This window comes from Fannyhessea sp. C0108B2 (genome assembly GCF_056583915.1).
Genome location: NZ_JBWPJQ010000001.1, coordinates 188,251 through 207,584 on the forward strand (window position 1 = coordinate 188,251; position 19,334 = coordinate 207,584).

13 protein-coding genes and 1 CRISPR repeat array are annotated in these 19,334 nt (G+C 42.9%); of the genes, 1 reads left to right on the forward strand and 12 read right to left on the reverse strand.

Annotation, left to right across the window (positions count from 1 at the left end):
* Positions 1 to 101 precede the first annotated feature (101 nt).
* The 8 genes from rpmF to AC1DBT_RS00890 form a co-directional block, all read right to left on the reverse strand.
* Positions 102 to 281, reverse strand: a complete 180-nt coding sequence (gene rpmF, locus AC1DBT_RS00855; protein ID WP_006303036.1) for a 50S ribosomal protein L32 — start codon at positions 279 to 281, stop codon at positions 102 to 104.
* 394 nt (positions 282 to 675) lie between these two features.
* Complete coding sequence (locus tag AC1DBT_RS00860) at positions 676 to 1,254, reverse strand: YceD family protein (RefSeq protein ID WP_480018221.1); 579 nt, start codon at positions 1,252 to 1,254, stop codon at positions 676 to 678.
* 30 nt (positions 1,255 to 1,284) lie between these two features.
* On the reverse strand, positions 1,285 to 1,782 hold the full coding sequence (locus AC1DBT_RS00865) for a hypothetical protein (RefSeq protein ID WP_048597088.1): 498 nt from the start codon (positions 1,780 to 1,782) through the stop codon (positions 1,285 to 1,287).
* A gap of 256 nt (positions 1,783 to 2,038) precedes the next feature.
* Positions 2,039 to 2,536, reverse strand: a complete 498-nt coding sequence (gene coaD, locus AC1DBT_RS00870) for a pantetheine-phosphate adenylyltransferase (RefSeq protein WP_480018222.1) — start codon at positions 2,534 to 2,536, stop codon at positions 2,039 to 2,041.
* Positions 2,537 to 2,590: 54 nt separating this feature from the next.
* The gene (locus AC1DBT_RS00875) at positions 2,591 to 3,187 is read right to left on the reverse strand and encodes an RsmD family RNA methyltransferase (protein WP_480018223.1); all 597 of its coding nucleotides are present in this window, start codon (positions 3,185 to 3,187) and stop codon (positions 2,591 to 2,593) included.
* An 87-nt stretch (positions 3,188 to 3,274) separates the two neighbouring features.
* Entirely contained in the window at positions 3,275 to 5,524 is a 2,250-nt protein-coding gene (locus AC1DBT_RS00880; RefSeq protein WP_480018224.1) for an ATP-dependent DNA helicase RecG, read from the reverse strand.
* A 7-nt stretch (positions 5,525 to 5,531) separates the two neighbouring features.
* The gene (locus AC1DBT_RS00885; protein ID WP_480018225.1) at positions 5,532 to 7,274 is read right to left on the reverse strand and encodes a DAK2 domain-containing protein; all 1,743 of its coding nucleotides are present in this window, start codon (positions 7,272 to 7,274) and stop codon (positions 5,532 to 5,534) included.
* A 309-nt stretch (positions 7,275 to 7,583) separates the two neighbouring features.
* A complete protein-coding gene (locus AC1DBT_RS00890; protein ID WP_311430785.1) occupies positions 7,584 to 7,925 on the reverse strand; it encodes an Asp23/Gls24 family envelope stress response protein in 342 nt (113 codons plus the stop codon).
* A 702-nt stretch (positions 7,926 to 8,627) separates the two neighbouring features.
* Here AC1DBT_RS00890 and AC1DBT_RS00895 point away from each other — a divergent pair.
* Positions 8,628 to 13,454, forward strand: a complete 4,827-nt coding sequence (locus AC1DBT_RS00895; protein ID WP_480018226.1) for a DUF4011 domain-containing protein — start codon at positions 8,628 to 8,630, stop codon at positions 13,452 to 13,454.
* Positions 13,455 to 14,406: 952 nt separating this feature from the next.
* A CRISPR array of direct repeats spans positions 14,407 to 15,849; the repeat unit is 28 nt; unit sequence GGATCACCCCCGCGTGTGCGGGAAAAAC.
* A gap of 31 nt (positions 15,850 to 15,880) precedes the next feature.
* Here AC1DBT_RS00895 and cas2e read toward each other — a convergent pair.
* The 4 genes from cas2e to cas5e are packed head-to-tail and all read right to left on the reverse strand — an operon-like array spanning position 15,881 to position 19,310.
* Positions 15,881 to 16,894, reverse strand: a complete 1,014-nt coding sequence (gene cas2e, locus AC1DBT_RS00900) for a type I-E CRISPR-associated endoribonuclease Cas2e (protein ID WP_480018227.1) — start codon at positions 16,892 to 16,894, stop codon at positions 15,881 to 15,883.
* Entirely contained in the window at positions 16,842 to 17,813 is a 972-nt protein-coding gene (gene cas1e / locus AC1DBT_RS00905; RefSeq protein WP_480018228.1) for a type I-E CRISPR-associated endonuclease Cas1e, read from the reverse strand. Before cas1e ends, cas2e begins: the two co-directional genes overlap by 53 nt.
* 20 nt (positions 17,814 to 17,833) lie before the next feature.
* Positions 17,834 to 18,481, reverse strand: coding sequence for a type I-E CRISPR-associated protein Cas6/Cse3/CasE (gene cas6e / locus AC1DBT_RS00910; RefSeq protein ID WP_480018229.1), 648 nt, complete (start codon positions 18,479 to 18,481; stop codon positions 17,834 to 17,836).
* Positions 18,465 to 19,310, reverse strand: coding sequence for a type I-E CRISPR-associated protein Cas5/CasD (cas5e, locus tag AC1DBT_RS00915; protein ID WP_480018230.1), 846 nt, complete (start codon positions 19,308 to 19,310; stop codon positions 18,465 to 18,467). Before cas5e ends, cas6e begins: the two co-directional genes overlap by 17 nt.
* Positions 19,311 to 19,334: the final 24 nt, after the last annotated feature.

Consider the following 19,334-nt stretch of genomic DNA (forward strand, 5'->3'; position numbering starts at 1 on the left):
GAGTTACGGTACTTTTTCAAACACATAAAAAGCACTGAACACATAAAAAAGAAAGGCCGATCCGAGTAAGGACCGACCTGCTCATAGGCTTTAGTGCAAAATTACTCGGTAACAACTACTTCGCGATCTTTGTAGTAGCCACAGTTAGAGCAAACGTGATGTGGAAGCTTAACAGCATTGCACTGAGGACATACTGAACGAGCTGCTGCTTCGAGCTTGCTGTTTGCTGAACGACGTGTATGAGTTGCGCCACGACCCTTTTTTTGCTTAGGAACTGCCATCATTAACCTCTCTTAAAACATCATAGCGTCAGGCGAATGAACTCCTGAGCGGCATCTATTAAAAATACGCAAGAATGTACTATACCATGTTTTATATGGTATACGCCTAACATTTCCTTATACCATCAGAAATTTTACATGTACTCACCATATAAACAAGTCTTATGAGTAAACATAACAAAATTATCACGTACTAAGGCGCGCAACATACTAACAAGAGTACGCTATGTTGGCGCGCGTACGATGCACAGGCGACACTTGTCTGCGCGATTGCAATAGTTGGTGCTTGGTTGGCGCGCGTACGATGCACAGGCGACACTTGTCTGCGCGATTGTAATAGTTGGTGCTTGGTTGGCGCGCGTTTGCACGCGTTTGTACGCGTTAGCTCGCGTTCCTACTTGGTATCAGAAGAAGAAAGCAGCTTCTTTAATTTAGCAAGCTCTTGTGCATTATGAGATTGAGGTTCTTCTGACGCGTTATGCGCCAAGCGTTCGTCACAACTACATTGTGTGTGATTAAGGTTACAACCGCACTCAGAACACAAACCTTTGCATTCATCAGAACATAAGATAACGTAAGGCGTTTCCATGAGTAACACCGATTCAAGCGCATGCGTCAGATCAAGTGTGTTATCAGCAGACACAAGCTCAAAATCGAGTTCGTCTTCATCAGAAGATAAGGGCGTTTGCTCAGGCTCTTCAAATAGATAATACTGGTCAACTTCGCCTTCAAGCGCAAACACTGCCTTGTCAAGACAGCGATCACAGGTGCCTTCAACCGTGCACGAAAGGATACCCGTTACAAAAATACCTTGACCAGCATTCGTTAAATCAAGCGAATACTCAACGCCTTGGGGCAACACAAAATGGTGCGCACCCAATACGTACGAATCTTCATCAACATGACCTGTAAGATGCACCGAGCTTCCACGCTGCGAAAGTCGATCATCTAAAATTGCAACGGTTTTTTTCATAAGGTACCTAAAACACCTGCTTGAATACAATTACCACGAAACGTTATTAGATTGATTGCGGTCACCAGAGTTTTCATTGAGCGTTTGGCGCACGCGTGTTACAGAGTTGGTAAGGGATTTAAGATTTTCTTCTAGATGCGCTAAAACGGTATCGGCATATTCTTCTGCATTGTAGCGCGTGTCACGTTCGTATTGATCTGCCTGAGCTTTAACTTCTTCGGCTTTTTGTTGGGCAATACGGACAATCTCTTGGTCACTTGCTAAAATAATAGCCTGTTGCTGAGCATCGGCAACAATAGAGTCAGCCTGTTGCTGAGCGCGTTCAAGTGTTTCGTTTTCTTCTTTAACAATACGACGTGCGTCAGTAAACTCTTGGGGAAAAACACGACGAATCTCATCGAGAATTTCATAAACATCGTTTTCATCAACGATTTTTTTACCTTGACCAGCAGCAAACGGTGTTTTGGCTTCGCTTACCATTGACTCAAGTTCATTAACAAGGCTCTCGATTTCTTCACCCGGCTGCATACTGGGCTCCTTTCAATCCTATGAATGATCAATAGGTTCACTTTAACTTCATTTTTGACCATACGTTTTTATCTTAACAGATAAAAGCTTAAAGCGAAGGGAGATTTTATCATATTGCATACAGATCCATAAGCTTTACAACCAAGAACGCAAATTGAGGCGTTTTCATACAAGCTCGCGCGCTGCGTTTTCGCGCAAGATCTCGCACGTTCCTCTTGCACTACCCTTTCGTACTACCCTCTTGCACGAGCTTACGCTACTTATGATACAAGTGTTGTAAAACGCATGCAGGCACCATCATGCTTACATCGGCACCCATACTTGCTATTTCGCGCACAACCGAGGACGAAATAAAACCGTACTTGGGGTTACTCATTACGTAAATGGATTCGATATCGGGATTCATACGCGTATTAAGGTCGGATTGCTGCAGCTCGTATTCAAAATCGGTCATAGCACGCAAGCCTTTTACCACAGCTTGTGCACCTATTGACTTGACAAACTGAACAAGCAGACCTTCAAACGGATACACGTTTACATCGTTTAGACGTGCCTCGTCAAGCGAGGCGCGCACCAACTCGACACGGTGTTCAAGCGAGAAGGTAGCGCCCGTTTCGTTTTTGCGCGCTGACAGCGCAACAGCAACACTTACCTGCGGAAACATTTTTCGTGCGCGGCGAATAACATCAAGATGGCCAAGCGTTATAGGGTCAAAAGTACCAGGAACTACCACATGAGAAATTTCTGTATTCATAGCACTCCTTTTTTTATGTGTATCAATATTTGCACGTATATCAACAAACGTTTGCTACAAATTATGTGCAGACACACGAAAAAGACTTACCTGCGTAATACCGTGAGTTTTCTCGCGCACAAGCTCAAGCGTGGCAAAGTGGGTGCGGATACTTTTTTCAAGTGTGGTATGTTTTTCGTGCTCGTAGACTACAAGCGCATGCAAATCAAGCACATGCGCCAAACTTAATGCATCAAAAAGCTTACATACCTCATCTGGCTTATAGGCATACGGTGGATCAAGCAGTACACAATTAATTGGGTGCTTAATACGCTCAATGAGGGTGTGATTCATGCAATCACCGTACAACGCCGTAAACGTTTTTGGCTCGCATCCAAGGTTTTGCGCGTTGGTTTGCAAAATCTTAAAAGCATTGCGATCTTTTTCGATAGAGGCCAAATATGCTGCACCTTGCGACATAAGCTCAAAACCCAAAGCTCCTGAACCTGCAAATGCATCCAAAACGTACGCGCGAGCCAAGTCCAAATCAAACTCATGCTTAACCATAGACGCTATAGACTCACGCAAGCGCGAAGTAGTTGGACGCGTGACGTTTCGTCCCTGCAAAGTAATGAGCTCTTTACCAGCCCAAACTCCACTTACAATACGCATATGGTTCCTTTCAAGAGAGCTTTATGAGTTAATACGCGGCGCAGACGGCGCGGATAGCACAGACGCAAAGGTTTACAGTTCAAAGCGCTAAAACCCGATACCTTTAAGTTCTTCAAAATAAGCTGGAAAGCGCGCGTGCATTTCATGCACCAGTGCTCGATGTTGGACTTGCGATACATCAGGATCACCGTCTAACAGCTCGCCCACATCGCGGTGAGCCGCCTCAATAAGATCCATATCGCGCACCATATCACAAACACGCAGTGTAAGCGTACCGCTTTGACGATAGCCTAAAATGTCGCCCTCGCGTCTTAGTTCCAAATCTTTTTGAGAAAGTTCAAAGCCATCAAAGGTGTTCTCCAAAATATCAAGCCTTTGTCGAGCTAAACTATGCTTTTTTGAAGCGGTCACCAAATAAACCTGCGCAGCAAGACTACCTCGGCCAACACGACCACGCAGCTGGTGAAGCGTTGCAAGCCCAAAGCGATCGGCGTCAAGGATAATCATAGCACAGGCACGCGGAACATCTACACCCACCTCAACAATGGTTGTTGCTACCAACACGTCAAGCTTATGCGCTCTAAATTGACTCATAACCTTATCTTTTTCAACGTTATCCATGCGACCTGTTAAAAGACCAATTCGATAAGCGCTAAAACTACTACGCTTGAGAGCTTCAAACGTTTGTTGTGCACTGTGCAACGTCTGCGCGGAAGACTGTGCATTGGGAGCAATGTCATCAACCGTGGTACGCGCGTCTTGGCTGTCGATAAGTGGACAAATAATATAAGCTTGCTGACCTTGCTCAATGCATGCAGCAACAGCGTCATAGGCCACAGATACATTTTCGTTTGCTAATACTTTTGTTGTTACTTTTGCCGTAGAAAACGGCTTATGTTTAATGAAAGAGCAGGTTAAGTCGCCGTAAAACGAGAGTGCCAACGTACGCGGAATAGGAGTTGCGCTCATGGCAAGTAAATCGGCAAACGGAGATTTTTGTCTAAGCGCAAGACGCTGATGAACGCCAAAGCGGTGCTGCTCGTCAATGACGATGTAGGAAAGCTTGTGAAATTGCACATCATCAGACAAAAGCGATGTGGTACCAAAAATGACCTGAAGCGACCCTGTTTGTAAGCCGCTCAGAATATCGGTGCGCTCGGACTTTGTTGTTGCAGACGTTAAAAGTGCCCACGAGATAGACAATTTGGTAAGGAGCGTGCCTATTTTTTCGGCATATTGCTGAGCTAAAACAGAGGTTGGCGCAAGCATGGCAGCTTGTGTGGATGTGTCGGCGCAAACAGCAAAACCAAGGGCGCAAACAACGGTTTTTCCCGTTCCAACATCACCAAGTAACAGCCTATTCATGCACGTTTTTGCCTGCATATCATGTAAAAGGTCATGAGCTGCACTTTGCTGCTCTGCGCTCAATTCAAACGGCAACGCCTTATAAAAGTTTTTGAGGTGGCTTCCGTTAATGCAGTGTTGTATGGGGTCTTGAGTATCCTCAACAGAAGTGCGCGCGCGAAGTGCAAGCTGAAGAAAAAACAGCTCGTTATATGCAAAACGGCGACGCGCAGCTTCTTGTGCACGCATCGATGTTGGCATGTGTATCTGCTGGATAGCAGTTGAATATCCCATCAAACGATTACGCGCAAGATATACAGACGGTATACAATCTACCAGCGGCAAAATTTTATGCAAACATATTTTAATAATGCGTCGATACCACGCAGCGGATAAGCCGTCGCACAGTGCATAGACAGGCAGAATATGCGTATCAAGACGAGTATTGGCCACGGGCTGAGGCGCGCGCTTATCTTGTGCATGGGCGTCCGCTGTATGAGTATCTGCAGCGTGGCCGTCTGTAGGACGGGTATCTGCAGCGTGGATAAGCTCAATAAACGGCGAATTCATGCACTTAAAGCCATACGAATATTCTACTTTACCCAAAAGCGCAACAACGTCGCCAACATGGTAGGCTTTTGCAAGCCAGGGCTGCCTAAAAAACGAAATGCGCATGATACCTATGGTATCGGTTACGTACATCTCAACAATTGAGAGATGCGGACGTGGACGCTTAAGATTAATTCGATCAATAACACACGATATAGTAACTGTATCATTTACAGCTGCTTCAAGAATAGAAACATGCCGCGAAAAATCAAGGTATCTACGAGGGATACGCAACATGAGATCGCGCAGGGTATGGATACCAAGATTAGAAAACAGCTTCGCGCGCGCAGGCGTTACATACGGCAACATGCCAAGCGGCGCGTCAAGCGCACAAGACGCTGCAAGACGCGGTGATGCCTCGGATATATGCAGTTGAGTATCCACAGACGCCTTATTCGAGCGAGAAAATCACAGGATAAAGCGGTTGTTCTCCGCGTTGTGGATCTACGTCAAGCGAGGGGAACTTATCTTCTATTTTTTCTACCAGATCGTCAAAGCTTGCTTGATCCATATCTTTACCAGCTAAGATAGTTAAGGTATCGCTTTCTTCTTCGGCCATCATACGAGCAATAACTTCAAGCGTTACGCTGCATACGTCGTGCCCAACCACATCGATGGAACCACAGGCAATACCCATGACATCACCTACGTGGATAGGCGTACCATCAGAGGCCGACGAATCGCGAACAGCACAGGTTATCTCGCCGTCTCTAATGAGGGAAAGTTGATCGGTCATTTGTGAAACAAGTTCATCAAAATCTTTGCTCAAATCAACGCAGAACATACAAGAAAACGCTTGCAGAACGCTTTTAGTGGGAACAACTTTTGCAACGCAAGAAGTAACTGCCTGAACAGCTGCTTCGGCGGCCATGCGAATATTAGAATTGTTAGGCAATACAACTACCTGACGAGCATGGGTTGCCTCGATAGCTTTAAGAATATCGGCCGTTGAGGGATTCATGGTTTGGCCGCCAGAGATAATTTGATCAACACCTAATGATGTAAGAATTTCTGCTTGACCACTACCAGCTGCAACCGCAACGAAACCTACGTCCTTTAACGGTGCATTAGAAGCAGCTGATGCAGCCGATGTAGATGCTGCAGATCCAGCGACAAAATCATCACCGTGAACAAGAACTTTGTCATCGCGGATGGCGTCTGTTCGTTCGTGAGCCTCTAGATCCATATTGTGTACAAACACGTTATATATTTGGCCGCGATGCAGCATGTGGCGCAAAACGTAATCGGGACGATTAGTGTGAACATGAATCTTATAATCGGGATAACTTCCTACCAAAAGTTCGCAGTCACCTTGGGACGCAAGGAATTTAAGATGAGTTTCGGGGTTAAAGTCTTCTAAATCGGCATGGAACAAAAACTCGGTACAATAACGATACTGAGAGCCTTCCCAATCTTCGTTAACCGCAATATCAACCGCATTTGATACGTGGGCTTTAGCGTCTTTGGTATCTTGGGCATCGTGGGCATCAACCGTAGTCTTAAAATTGGTAAGCTGCTGATCTTTACCGTTATAAGCATTTACAAAGGCTTCGATAAAAGTTGCAAAACCAAAAGCGCCCGAATCTACTACCCCGTTCTCTTTAAGCACGGGCAATAAATCGGGTGTGCGTGCAACGGATTCATATGCTTCAACCACAATTGCATCAAGGAGCTCTTGCTTGGTTGCGTGTTTTTGCTCAAGCTTATCGGCGCAAAGCGACACGTCTTTTAAAACGGTAAGAATGGTGCCTTCAACGGGCTTTCTTACAGCCTTAAATGCAACTTTTACGCCGTTTCGTAAGGCTTTTGCAATGTCTTCTACGCTTAGAGCTTCGTCCGTTGCACCAACAAGACCTTCACTAATACCGCGCAAAATTTGGCTGGTAATAACGCCAGAATTACCGCGCGCGCCCATAAGTGATCCGTGCGTAATTGCATGTGCTATATCTTCCATCGACGCATCTTGAGGCAGGTCTTCCACCTCTTTTACCACGGTTTGAAGCGTAAGCGACATGTTTGTTCCCGTATCTCCGTCGGGAACGGGGAATACGTTAAGCTTGTTAATTTCATCAGCTTTGTTTGCAACCGCTTGAGCTGCAACGGGAAAGCAGGTACGAATCACATGAGAAATCATATCAGTGGAATTCCTTTAATTCATAGACGGTTATCCAATACTTGAGCAGGTGCAGGCGCGGTACGCGTGCACGTATTGCGCGCGGTTGGTGCGCTGGTGTGGCGCTTGTGCGCTTTGCGATGCTTGTGCGCGCTTTGCACGATGTTCGCGCTGTTTGCACCAGTACGCTCCAAGCAAGGTGCGCAAGGTCAACGGGAGCGGCGCGACGGGTGCAACGCGTGGCACGCTGTCACATGGCACGCGACGAACTCGTACGCAAGACGTGCAGCAAACGCGTTAGTGCAGCAAGCGCACACCTGCAACACGCGATCAGGCGCGTATGCCTTCAATAAATACACGAACTTCTACGTCGTTAAGCTCGGCAATCTTTTTTAAGATAAATTGAGTGGCACTGATTAAATTTTTAGAAACCGAAACCAGGTTGACTCCTTGCTCAACAATGACGTGCAGCGATACAACTGGATGGTCGTCTTTAGTTTCTACGTCTACACCTTTACGTAAGCGATACATGGGTAAGAGATGCATTATGCCGTCTTGCTGATCGAGAGCAGCCATTCCCACTACACCGTAGCATTCAAGAGCTGCATGACCTACCAAATCGGCAATGCAATCGTTTGAAACTTTAAGCGTTCCACAAACGACTTGTGACATACGAAAGTCTCCTCTCGTCTTAAGCATGTTTACATATAGCAATTGTAACGCATTCATTCAATAATCATACGGAACTATTTTTAAATAGTGGGGTTATAGGCATTTACCTAAGAAATACCATATATTCTGCGTGGTTGGGCGCAGGCGTTGTTGGGCGCGGCGTGGTTTGATGTAATTGGATCTGGCTTTTAGGAGTTTGGTGGGAACGCGGACAGTGAAGTTGGCGCGCCGTTGCTGCGTGTAGCTTGGTGTTGTGCATGGCTTGATTCCATGCCATCTTGGTGCTGCGCTGGCGCTTTCGAGCAAGGTTTTATAAAACATTCTGCTTAATATTCGAAAAAAAACCTTATTTGACACGAGTTTTTGTAGCGTGACACCACGGAGTCAAAAAACGTGTTCTGCATTTTACCAGGTAGGTGCGTTGGTACAGTTTTGAGAACCTCTCAAAAGCACCACGAAGGGCTATTTTTAACTTCAGAACTCGTGTCAAACGGGGTATTTTTCGAATTTTCTCGAAAGTTTTTGTAAGCGAGGGTGCCAGCGAGTTTTAACTCAAGATTTCACAAACTCCCATTTCAATTTTGTCATTTTTTACTATTACGTATGAATGATTTTTAAACCTTGTTTTAAAAAACAGAACGTATTTAGAGTTAGAATTATTCTAATTGAGTTACTACTAGCACGCTTGTGAGGAAAAAGCAGATGGAAGCAAAACAATTAGATGAGTTATCTAAACGTATGGATAAGTGGGCTGAACAATTATTGGATACTGGCAAGAGAAATAATCTTGTAAGTTTCAAAGATCGTAAATCATCTACCTTAGAAATATTGAAACCAACTGCCAATGAGATTTTCCAAGAATTTTCCTCAGATAATCCAAAGTCTTTTAAAATATTTAATCCGGTTAAGGTTCTTCGCGATGGAACTAGTAATTATGACGATAATTCTGTATACAATACAAAATTAGATAGTAAGGAAGAAGAACAGGTTTATAACAAAAGCGATTTGCTTAACAAATTCTCCAATGAAATAAGCTCCTCACAAGTTCTTGCTTACAGTACCTCTAATAATCCCATAACTACTGCAAGAAGTATTATGAAAAACGCCAATGAGATTATGAAAGAAACCGGCATAAACGTTGCACATATTGCATTTGGTTTTATTCATTGGAAAGACGCTAATTACGCTGATACCGTTCATTATGCTCCCCTACTTTTAATCCCCATCCAAATAACGTATAAAGCTCTTACTGATCCGTGCGTAATATCAGTACTTGATAATGAAGTTCTTATCAATAAAACATTTTCGTGCAAACTAAATAACGAGTATGGCATAACACTTCCAGAGTATACAAATGAAACTACATTGGAAGCATACATTGAACGTGTGCAGCATGTAGTTTCTCCCCTAGGCTGGGAAATAAGCCGAGAGTGTAAAGTGGGGCTTTTTGCCTTCGCAAAAATAAATATGTATATGGATCTTAAGCATAATAAGGATAAGATTCTTAACAATCCAATAGTTGCTAAGCTCTTAGGTGCTCCTACGAACTCTTATGATAGTCCCAATGCAGATATCGATAAATATGAACCTACGCATGATCCAGTAATTGACTTATGCACTGTTGTTGACGCTGATTCTAGCCAAATTAATGCCATAGAAATGGCAAAATCAGGCCAAAGTTTTGTTTTGCAAGGCCCTCCAGGCACTGGTAAAAGTCAAACAATAACTAATATCATAGCTGAGTGCCTTCACGACGGAAAAAAGGTGTTATTCGTTTCAGAAAAACTTGCAGCTCTAAATGTCGTTTACCATAAAATGAAGCAAGTAGGCATTGCCGATTTTTGTCTCCCCCTTCATTCAAACAAAGCAAATAAAAAGGATGTTATCAAAGATATATGCGACAATTTTGATATTCAAAAAAATGAAATCAATCACCAAAAAGTTAATGAAGAACTACGTGCAAAAGTAGCAGCAAAAGAAAAATTAGATTCCTATGACTACAACCTGCATAGCATAAATCCTATAATTAATAAAAGCCTATATGATCTATTTGAATGTCATGCAAAATTTGATAAAAATCCTGATGTAATATGTGAAGTGCAAGATATATCAACATTAGGTTCAGACTATCTGGATGCGGCGACCAATCTCTTAACAACATATGTAGATTATCTGCCTACGATAGGATATAACTACCGCGATAATCCGTGGTACGGATACATAAATCAGAGTACTTCTTTGATCGAGGAAACGCGCATACAGCACAGTATGTCTACGTTAGTCGATATGCTACGAGAACTGCAGACACTAGCAGCTACCATCTCTAAACGCTATGCCATCACCTGTACATGTTTGAAGGATCTGCTTTTTTGGAAAACGTTTTTTAGATTTGCTGCCGAATCGTCGCTCATTACTCCCACTCTTTTACAAAAGCAAAATTTTGCCAGTGCGAGCGCTGCTCTGCAACAATTAAAGTCATTGAGCGATGAGATCCGACTTTCAGCACAAAAGTTGTCGTATTGTAGTGACAGGATTTATCAACTAGATGGTTTGAAAAATTATAATGATCTGCAACATCTGAAGAGTGCGTTTTCTAGAATGTTTAATTCGGGATATAAGAAAATTGTTTCTGATGTACGACGATGTATGAAAACAAACAAGAAGCCTGCGTATGGCGAGCTTGTTCTTTTGATGGGTGCCCTATCAACATACCAGAAAGCGATAAACAAGTATCCTTCCATTGAAGCGCCTGTTATATCCATGCTTGGCCCAGCTTACAAAGGTATCGATACTAATTGGGATTATGTAAGTGAACAAATGGACACGCTTAAACAGATGCTTTCTGAAGAACACACGTTTGAGCAGTTTGAGCAGCACTCAAGCTTCTTATCCGAGAGCAAAACATTCATTGACTATTCCGATCGCATCTCCAACATCTTTGATAAAAGCACTGTTCAAAACTTGGACTATATGTGTGGCAATTTTGATAAGGAAATTGTTAACATAAGATCTATGTCACTCGACGACGCACTATCTAAATTGAATGGCTGTCTTTCTGCATTCGGGCAATTGCATCAATGGTGTGCATTTAGAGAATTACTTAATAACATCAAAAATATTGGGATTCTTACATTTATTGACGCTGTTATAAAAAACAATGTAAGCGAGGACGCTATTGTAGGGACTTTTAAAAAGCAGTTTTATTTGCAATGGATTGACTTCATTATTAGAAAAAATAGTACTCTGTCGCAATTTAGCAGACTTTCCCAAGATAGAGCAGCCCGAGAATTTGCAGAAAAAGATGTCGAGCAGTTTAAAATCAATCAATTAACTTTACGCGGAAAACTTGCATCCGCCTGCCCTGAACTGAATTGTGCTGCGGCAGGAAGCCCTTTGAGCACACTGTTGCGAGAAAATCAGAAATCAAGAAACAATATGGACATACGCTCACTTCTTAAAGATACTGGGGTGCTTGTTCAGCAAGTTAAACCATGTTTTATGATGTCGCCATTAAGCGTGAGTACGTATCTTGACTATGATTGTATGAACTTTGATATTGTCATATTTGATGAAGCCTCTCAGATGTTTCCGTGGGATGCAATTTGCGCTATAAGTCGTGCTAAGCAGGCTGTTATTGTAGGCGATTCTAAGCAAATGCCACCTACTAATTTCTTTAGTGCAGTTATAAATGATGATGAAATTGATGACGAAGATGATGATATAAGAAGTTTTGATTCTATATTAGATTTAGCTTCTGCCGTGCTGCCGCAAGTAAGACTAAGCTGGCATTATCGTAGTCGTTGTGAAGACCTCATCGCATTTTCTAATAAGAACTTCTATGATGGCAAACTTATAAGTTTCCCATCTGCTCAGCATGATTCTCAAGGTCTTGGAATTGATTATTACTATGTGAATGGAGAGTTTGATCGTTCCTCTCATAACAATAAAAAAGAAGCTGAGTATGTTGTCGATTTGATTTATAAAAACATTGATACATATCCTAATAGAAGTTTGGGTGTTGTTGCGTTTAGCCAAAGCCAGCAGAATCTTATTGATAAATTGCTGTACAGGCGGCGCCAATCAACTCCAGAAAAAGAATTATTCTTTGACGAGAATAAAGAGGATGCTTTCTTCATAAAGAATCTTGAAACAGTGCAGGGCGATGAGCGCGATACCATCATATTCAGTGTTGGCTATGGACCGGATGCGAAAGGCGTTCTTTCACTTAATTTTGGACCGTTGAATCGAGATGGCGGCGAAAAACGCTTGAATGTTGCTGTTACGCGAGCTAAATATAACATTCAGATTATTTCTTCCATGCATGCTAACGATATAGATCTGAGTCGCACGAAATCAGAAGGTGTTAGATTACTCAGAGAATATCTTGATTATGCTGAACATGGTCAGATTGCTCTTGAGCGCACAGAAAGCGTGGAAAACACAGATCAGTTTGATTCAGATTTTGAGTTTGAAGTGTGTGAATTTTTGCGAAATCATGGGTTCTCTGTAGACACGCAGGTAGGATGCTCTGGATTCAGGATTGATCTTGGCTTAAAGATGCAAAACAGTTCTGACTACGTTTTAGCAATTGAATGTGATGGTGCGAGCTATCACTCTTCTAAGAATGCTCGTGATCGAGATAGATTGAGACAAACCGTTTTGGAACATATGGGTTGGCAATTCTATAGAATTTGGTCGACTGAGTGGTTTAGAAACAGAATAATTGAGCAAGAGAAGCTTTTGACTGCTGCTAACGAAGCTGTAAACATGAACTATATTCATGCGGCAAATACATCTGATAGTATCACGGTTTTACCTAGTAAACGTATGGTTTCTTCAAGCAATGATTCAGGTGTTTTAGCTAATTCAGTTCATGATAGCTATGGCAGGCATTTTAATCATGCGAATTCTCATTATGAATCTATTGGAAATATGAGCAGTTTAGAAGCAGTATATTCAAAAACTATTGATGGTATTGCACAACCAGTTGATACAAACACCTTCTCTTTTCCAACATACAAAATGGCTGATTGCAAACATATGTTTTATGAGCACAAAAACACAGATTTTAAAGAATTTATTAAAGATATTTTGGAAGTTGAAGCGCCTCTTTCGGAAAAGCTGCTTTTGCAGAGAATTATCTGGTATTTCCACCGTGAAAAAGTTACTTCTGTTGTGCAAAAAACTTTTGATACGAATATGCGCGGGTGCGAAGAACTCGGCATTATCCGCAGGCATGGATTTCTATATCTAGAGTATAAACCCATTGTTTTTAGAATACCTGGGGATATTGTGCGCGATTTTAACCAGATTGCACCTGAAGAGATTGGCGAGGGAATGCTTAAGATTATCGGTAAGAATGTTAAGGTGACACAAGATGGACTCTATAAGTTTATCGGTGGTCTATATGGTAAAAAGAGAATAGGCAAATACGACAATGAAGCTTTACATCATGCTTTATTGATGTTGCTTAAATCCGGTAAAATCGTCGAACATGATAATCATATATTGTTAAGTGATACGCAATAAACTTGCAAGTATTACAGGAAAGATCGGGGTCAAAATGTAGTGTACATTTCGCTTCTGTTTGGCTTGGTGTTGCGCGTAGCACTGCGTTGTGGCTTGGAGCTGCATGTGGCTGCTACGCGGGGCGGACCGCTGCGCTTGGCGTGATGCTGCGCAAGACTCGCCGTCACACCTGGTTTGATTCCATGCCACCTAGGCGCTGCGACAGGGCTTTCGAGCAAGCTTTCACAAAACATTTTCCTTAATATTCGAATAAACCTTATTTGACACGAGTTTTTATGGCGAAGAGCCATAGGTTCAAAAACGTGTTTTGCATGTTCCAAGATAATCGCGTTGGTACAGTTTTGAGAACCTCTCAAAAGCGGCACAAAGGGCAATTTTTAACTTCAGAACTCGTGCCAAATAAGGTTTTTTGCAATATTGCTCGCTTGGTTTTGTAAACGAGGACACTGACAGCTCTCTTGGACACAAATCACGAGAACTTTAATGCAGTTTTGCTATGCGCCATACGTTTTAGGAGAAATATTCAAGCAGAACCTAAAAGTTACGCCCAATTTTATTTTTACTGTAGGCGTTGCCGCAGAACAGCAACCATTATGGTAGTGATTACGCAACCAGATGTTGCAACAATGACGCAGCAGGTATGTACGACAATCAGGGAATCCTATACATGTAAATTCCGCTACAATATGTGACACAGTAATGTATGGTATCCAATAGGTAATGTCTTTGAACACAATGCTTTATAGGATGAAGGTAATTGATGAGCAGCCGTGGTGTGAACTTGGTTTTAGAAGAATACGAGTAAAATACATTTACTATTAAATTGATGAGAATAGAAAAGCAGTCACAGCTAGAGGAAGGAAACGGAATTTTCGCCACTTTTAGGACTTGGCCGTCCGTCAGTGTGGGCAAACCATCACTCATTCAGAAGCCTGATCCAGGCTGCCGGGATCACCCCCCCCCGCGTGTGCGGGAAAAACACTTCTGCAATTTCTCTTGATACCTCATATTGGGGATCACCCCCGCGTGTGCGGGAAAAACGTGTTTCAGCGCGTTGTACAGTTGCGAAAGTGGGGATCACCCCCGCGTGTGCGGGAAAAACTATATGTGCTATCTGCACTATAGCACAGCTGATAGGATCACCCCCGCGTGTGCGGGAAAAACTGATAGATACGCATACCGGTTGGTTAAAGATATGGGATCACCCCCGCGTGTGCGGGAAAAACCGCTTGTCGTTTCTACTTTAACGAGAACGGCAAGGATCACCCCCGCGTGTGCGGGAAAAACGAAATCGCGTTTGCTATAGGCAAAGTACAAGAGGGATCACCCCCGCGTGTGCGGGAAAAACCTGTTTGTGGCTGCTTGTGGCTGTTTTTGTCTGGGATCACCCCCGCGTGTGCGGGAAAAACTACAAGTTCAAGCTCTAGTTCAAGCTCTAGTCAGGATCACCCCCGCGTGTGCGGGAAAAACCTTTTTTTGGCTGTTTTTGGCTGCTTTTGACTGGGATCACCCCCGCGTGTGCGGGAAAAACCAGAATCTTGACTCTAGTGCAGCATCTAAACTCAGGATCACCCCCGCGTGTGCGGGAAAAACTGGTTGTCGTGAGCAAGTCGGGTCGCGTGACTGAGGATCACCCCCGCGTGTGCGGGAAAAACCTTGAAAGATCCACCGTCTTTTGGTCTGTGAAAGGATCACCCCCGCGTGTGCGGGAAAAACGCGCGCAAAGGTCTGCGCGCTTTTACCTGTCTAGGATCACCCCCCGCGTGTGCGGGAAAAACTATAAATGTATACTTGAAAGGAAATAAAAAATGGGATCACCCCCGCGTGTGCGGGAAAAACTTGAAAGCTGGCTTTTCAAAAGGGCGGAGCGTTGGGATCACCCCCGCGTGTGCGGGAAAAACCCAACGCGAGTACCCAATCTCGCCGCGTGCCCAAGGATCACCCCCGCGTGTGCGGGAAAAACTGCCAAAGGTCATGCTCCTGAAGGTTCACAACCAGGATCACCCCCGCGTGTGCGGGAAAAACGCTGCTTTAAGGGCTTCTTTTTTGCTGGTGTAGGGGATCACCCCCGCGTGTGCGGGAAAAACCAATCTTACGCGCCACGCATCACAGGCGGAAAAGGGATCACCCCCGCGTGTGCGGGAAAAACTCTGGACTTTTAGACTCAAAGTTAAGATTATTAAGGATCACCCCCGCGTGTGCGGGAAAAACCTGATATCCGCTTTACTGATTGTTGCTCATAGCGGGATCACCCCCGCGTGTGCGGGAAAAACTTGTGATAGCTGTTCATAGCATTTTGTGACTTAGGATCACCCCCGCGTGTGCGGGAAAAACGGTAAGCAGGAAGGGGGTGGAGCAGAGAAAGTAGGATCACCCCCGCGTGTGCGGGAAAAACTCTTAAAAATCCCTGTTCAAAGCTACTTTAACTAGAGAACATCAAAAATTTTATTCACTTTTAATGCAAGCTTTGCTATTAGTTTAGCATCTCCAAGCGCTCGGTGTGAAACAGGAGTTGATATTCCATACACTTTAAGAACATTATCAAGTGTGTAACTCTCTAAGAACATCTTTTCTTTCTTAATAAATCTCATTACATCAATTTCTCTATTATCAAGAAGCTCTTCGTTCATGGAGTGCAGCTCGTTATTTATAAATCGCGTATCAAACGCAATGTTATAACCTAAAACAGGCAAATCTCCTATAAACTGTTTTAGCCCATTAAGAGCCGCGCAGGGACTTACTCCTCGATTAGCGAGCTCTATATCGGTAAGCCCAGTTAGTTGGGTTATAGCTGGGGAAAGATTCAACGAATCCCGTTTAATTAAACGCTGATAGTAATCTACCTGCTTGTCGCAAATTCTAATCGCGCCTATTTCTATGATTTTGTCGTCTATTTCGTTTAGCCCACTAGTTTCAATGTCTAAAATAACAAATTTCTTATCAGATAAAATCTCAAAGTCACTTGCAGTATAAACATTTTCATCCTTTACTGTGGTTTCTAAAGAGCAGTCATCATCCTTTTTGAGTTTTTTATTACTGTGCATATGCGCCTTATGAAAATGATATGCCTTGCTAAAACCATGTTCTTGGATATCATCACACTTATTACAATTTGGGGTAAATATAAGCGGAATCCCATCTAGATATACAACTCTTCTAGCAGAATTAATGGTACAGAAATCATAACCAATCTCATTTTGGGCAACGAAAGATAATGTAGCAGATCCTGAACCCACACAGTTAGAAACCCTACTCCAAAGTTTCTCACGAATACGACTATTAAGATTTCCTACATACACTCCTGTATCAATCTCTTGCATCCATTTAGTTAGATCTCCTCGTAGTGATCTAGGACATTTGCTTAGGGTAATTATGGTAAGCGGCATGTCAATCTGTCTCACTATAATTAATTCCTGCAGAAACAGCTCCCAATTTATCATCCCATAATTGCAAAATATCTGCCTCAACCTGCTGTTCTTCAGGTACAGCCAGTATGTATTGAATATCCTTCACAATCTGGGGAAGCAATTTCCCCGAAGTAAAGCTATCTCTCATGCGCAAACGCATCTGCGAACCAATGTCAATACTGCTGTCCTGCTCTTTTTCTTCTGCAAGACAAAATGCGAGTGGAATAGTAATTTCAGCTTTGTAAAGATCAGCAATATCATAAACAAATGAAAGATCGTGCCCCACATGTACAAATCCCAAGCCAGATGCTAAGCCAAGTGCATAAACTACGCTCTGTACCAAACCGTAAAGACAGACATTGCCAGCAGAAAGTGCTTGATTAACTGCAGAAGCATCTTCAAAAATCTCGTAATTATAATCTCTACCGTTCCACGGAACATGATATTTACGTGACATTCTTCGATATATGGTGCGCACACGCGCTCCTTCACGCCCCCGTAGTTGTTGCATTGTGTAAGCTGAACAATCATCAGATGGAAATCTCATCTGATACATTCTTCTTGCTACCTCTAGTCTGGTCCTCGTGTTCGATACAAGCTTTGCTTGTAACATGAGAAGCTTTGATGTCCGCGCTAACGACCTACCGTGAGCATAGGTTCTTACACCAAATTCGCCTACCCATATTACGCAAACGCCCACACTTCCCAACAACTCCATAGCACGATGAGTTATTGATGTTCCTGGCCCTAGTAGTAAAACACTCATTAATGCTGCAGGAATTCTAAATGTTCCCTCTTCTTTGTAGGCAGTAATGGCACTGTCAATTCGATTAATCTTAGCGTATTCAATATAGATAAAGCTTATTCGATCAGAAACGTGAGGAAGCTCTTGTAACTTAACTTTCTCTGCACCAACGTTTGCTTTCATTGCAACTAGTCCTAACAGTTCCATGGTCTTCTCACGAAAACCAACTATTGGGGGATAACCGTCATCATTCCAAAGCCATATGCCTTTTTCTTACCAATACCATTAACAAGAGCACTTCTAAAAAGTTCCACGTCTTCTACAGTTAGAAATCCCTGATATACTGCCTTAGCTAAACGAATAGGTTTCTGAGATTTCCTAAAATAAGAAAAACCTCTCTCTACAATGTCAAATTCTCCTGCTTCTAAGCTAAACCCGTACTTATGTACTCGCGATGTAAAAAACTCTATTTGTTGTGCACGTGTGACATGCGGAACTACACGGCCTCTTTGTCTTTTCTCATTTTGAACTTGTTCACTCGGAAGAGAGATTACCGGGTTAAGAGCTACACGAAACTGTAGCCTATCTCCTTTTTTAAGTGATGTAAGTAGTGAGGCATAGTTCTTCGTTGCTGCAGTATGAGCAACTCCATATTTTTCCAGTTTCGTTAAGTCTGGTTTTGAATTGCTGAGTACCAATAAGTATTGCTTGCCTCGAAGCGTATCAACACGCCAAAGTTTACGACTACGAGTATGTGTTAGCCATTCTTCAGGAAAACTTTCCTCAACCCATGCATGAAAAGTTTCTACATGTGCAAGATCTCGCATGGTTTTGAGATTGCTGCAGTCAATCTCAACTCTACTGAGATACATCATTGTTCACCTCTAACATACTGAATACATCATGCTCCATGCTTAAGTAGTCTTTACTGGATGCTAACTCATCTGCAGAAGCTGATTTTTTATCATGTGTTTTATCAAACATAGGGCATATTGCCTTGAGGGGAAGGTCAAAGCGAGCTTCGTATCGGTAGCCAAATCTTCTGTTTTTACTAGAAAAAGAAAACGCGATATCGTGTCTTAGCTTTCGAACAAAAGGGTGTTCCATACTGCTTTGATAGGGAGCAAGGAGATCGGCATCCGCATATATAGGAATAAACAAATCGTCACTTGTACTATTCAGGGACTTGATTTTCTTTTGTTGCCATTTTTGAGCCACCCATGGATGTGTTTTTAGCAGTGTAAACGGATCTTCTTCTTGCATACCAATTATAAAATCATACGAAAGAGGAAAAGACCTGCGTCCCAAACAAAGTTGGAAGTATGGGGCAGCAAGAGCCTGCTCAATTTTTTCAAGCAAAAAACTATCCTCTGAGCCAAGAACAACTAAAAACACAGCGTCTTCAAGGCAGTAACGGTTAGTGACATAATTGCGGTCGAACTCCCCAGTAGGCTTGCATTTTGATGCAATGTGATAGTCTTTAAGCAGGTTTCCTTGCTGGTCAATTCGAACTGCAAAAGCAAGTTCATTAAGTTGCGTAAGGTCAGCGTCATGGGGTTCATTTCTTCTATAGCCAAAAGCAGCAGCTATCATTCCGATGACTGCACTCTTAGACGGGTAATAATCGGTATGGCGTGTTTCAAAATGAGAACTTGTCCCCCAGGATTGTAGAGGCCCCGCAAATTTTAGCAATAAGCTTTTCATAAGAATCCTCATTAAATAATGTGC